Origin of the sequence: Streptomyces macrosporus, from assembly GCF_039533145.1 — a bacterium.
In the GTDB taxonomy this organism is placed as follows: Bacteria; Actinomycetota; Actinomycetes; order Streptomycetales; family Streptomycetaceae; genus Streptomyces; species Streptomyces macrosporus.
Window position 1 is genome coordinate 386,813 of the sequence record NZ_BAAASZ010000026.1, and the last position, 2,516, is coordinate 389,328.

Below are 2,516 nucleotides of genomic sequence, written 5' to 3' on the forward strand. Positions count from 1 at the left end.
CCGGTCAGCCTCCTCCTTGCCGGTCCCTGCCGGGACTCCCAGCGTAACCGGCGGCCTCCGCCGGCCCCGCGCGGCCCGCCCCGGCCGGAACCGCGCCCGCCACCGGCCGCCGCGCGGCACGCGTCCGGCCGCCGCGCCGCCGCACCGCGTACGCGGCCGGCGCCGTCGTCCTCCTGCTGCTCGCCCTGCCCTTCTACCTCGACCGCTTCTGGCTCCAGGCCGGACTGCTCGCCATGGCCGCCGCCATCGGCGCCGTCGGGCTGACCCTGCTGACCGGCGCCACCGGCCAGCTCTCCCTCGGCCACGCCTTCTTCCTCGCCGTCGGCGCCTACGGCTACTGCGTCCTGGCCGGTGACGGCGGCGGGGGCGAGGGGGAGCCGGTCGGCCTGGGACTGCCGAGCTGGTCGGCGGTGGTGCTCGCGGTGCTCCTGGCGGGCGCGGCGGGCGGGGCGTTCAGCCCGATCGCCGGACGGCTGCGCGGGGCGTACCTGGGCATCGCCACCCTGGCGCTGATCTTCATCGGTCAGCACGTGCTGTTCAACGCCCACGACCTGACCGGCGGCTACAACGGCCGCGCCGTGCCCCCGCTGTCGCTGTTCGGCCTCACCTTCGACGACAGCGAGACCGTCGTCGCCGCCGTGCCGTTCCAGGCGATGGAGAAGCTCTGGTACGTCGGACTGGTCCTGCTCGCCGGCTGCGCTCTCTTCGCCCACGGGGTGCTGCGCGGCCGTCCCGGCCGGGCGATGAACGCCATCCGCGACCACCGGATCGCGGCCGGGGTGACGGGCGTGCCCGTCGCCCGCCACCGGGCGGCGGTCTTCGTCCTGTCGTCGATGTACGCGGGGCTGGCCGGGGTGCTGCTGGCCCTGGTCTTCCAGCAGACCGTGCCCGAGTACTTCGGCTTCGCCCTCTCCCTGGAGTACCTGGCCATGATCGTCATCGGCGGTCTGGGCTCGGTCAGGGGAGCCGTCGTCGGGGCCGCCTTCGTCACCCTGCTGCCCCAGGTCCTCACCCGCTACAGCGAGGCCCTGCCCCTGGTCTCCGCCCCGGGCACGGGCGGGGTCTCCCCGGGCGAGACGTCCCGATACCTGTACGGCGCCGCGATCGTCGCCGTCGTGCTGTTCCTGCCGGGCGGCCTGGTGCGGCTCGCCGCCCGCCGCGGATCCCTCACGGAAGACGAGGCAGAAAGATCATGAAGATGCGCACACCACGCACGGCGGCGGTCGCCGCGGCCGTCCTCGCCCTCATCGCCACCGGGTGCAGCGGCAAGGCCGGCGGCGGCGACTCCGGCGGCACGGGCGCCGGGGGAGTGAGGACCGACAAGGGCGTCACGGACGACGCCATCCGCATCGGCGCCCTCACCGACATGACCGGGGTCTACGCCTCCCTGGGCAAGAGCGTCACCCAGGCCCAGCAGCTCTACGTCGACAAGATCAACGAGGACGGCGGGATCTGCGGGCGGAAGCTGGAGCTGACCGTCCGCGACCACGGCTACGACGCGGGCAAGGCCATTCCCGCCTACACCGAGCTCCAGCCCAAGGTGGTGGGCTTCGTCCAGTTCCTCGGCTCGCCGTTCGTCAGCGCGGTCAAGGAGCGGGTCGACAGCCGGGACAAGCTGCTGGTGCTGCCGCAGGCGTGGTCCGCGGACCTCCTCGGCAGCGAGTACATCCGCACCATCGGCGCGACCTACGACGTGGAGACGGTCAACGCCGTCGACTTCCTCCTGGCGGAGAAGAGGATCGCCGAGGGCGACCCGGTGGGCCACGTCTACTTCGAGGGCGACTACGGGGAGAACGCCCTGAAGGGCTCCCGGTACGCCGCGGAGAAGGCCGGGCTGACCATCGTCGAGCAGAAGATCAAGCCGACCGACGAGGACATGTCCGCCCAGGTCGCGGCGTTCAAGAAGGCCGGGGTGAAGGCCGTGCTGGTCAGCGCGGGGCCGCGGCAGGCGGCCTCCCTGGTCGGCGTGGCGGCGGCCGGCGGCCTGAACGTGCCCGTCGTCGGCAACAACTCGGCCTTCGCCCCGCAACTGCTGGACACCCAGGCCGGGCCGGCCCTGCGGAAGGACTACTACGTCGCCGCCTCCACGCTGCCCATCGGCTCGAAGGAGCCGGAGCCGTCCCGGCTCGCCCGGGAGTACGCCAGGGCCTACCCCGACGACGTCCTCGACAACGGCGTGGCCGCCGGCTGGAGCGCCGCCTCCGCCTTCGGCGCGGCCCTGAAGCGGGCGTGCGACGACAAGGACCTCACCCGGCAGGGCGTCGTGGACGCGCTGCTCTCCCTGGACGCCTACGACAGCGGCTTCGGCATCCGGCACGACTTCTCGGACCCGAACCTGCCCTCGACGCGGGAGAGCTTCGTCCTCAAGCCCGACGCCGGGGTCGAGGGCGGACTGACGGTGTACCGCGAGGCCGCGGCCTCGAAGAACGCGGAGGCGTTCTCCTTCGAGAAGTGAGACGGCGCGGCAGGGGGACCGCGCCGCGGCGGACGTCGGTGGGCCCGGGCCGGGAGGCCCG

At 73.6% G+C, this 2,516-nt stretch carries 2 protein-coding genes; both read left to right on the plus strand.

The window, feature by feature from the left end; translation table 11 throughout:
* Positions 1-233: 233 nt before the first annotated feature.
* A complete protein-coding gene (locus ABD335_RS18765) occupies positions 234-1,196 on the plus strand; it encodes a branched-chain amino acid ABC transporter permease (RefSeq protein ID WP_425583669.1) in 963 nt (320 codons plus the stop codon).
* Positions 1,193-2,455, plus strand: coding sequence for an ABC transporter substrate-binding protein (locus ABD335_RS18770; protein WP_425583670.1), 1,263 nt, complete (start codon positions 1,193-1,195; stop codon positions 2,453-2,455). The genes ABD335_RS18765 and ABD335_RS18770 overlap by 4 nt, the downstream gene beginning before the upstream one ends.
* Positions 2,456-2,516 lie beyond the last annotated feature (61 nt).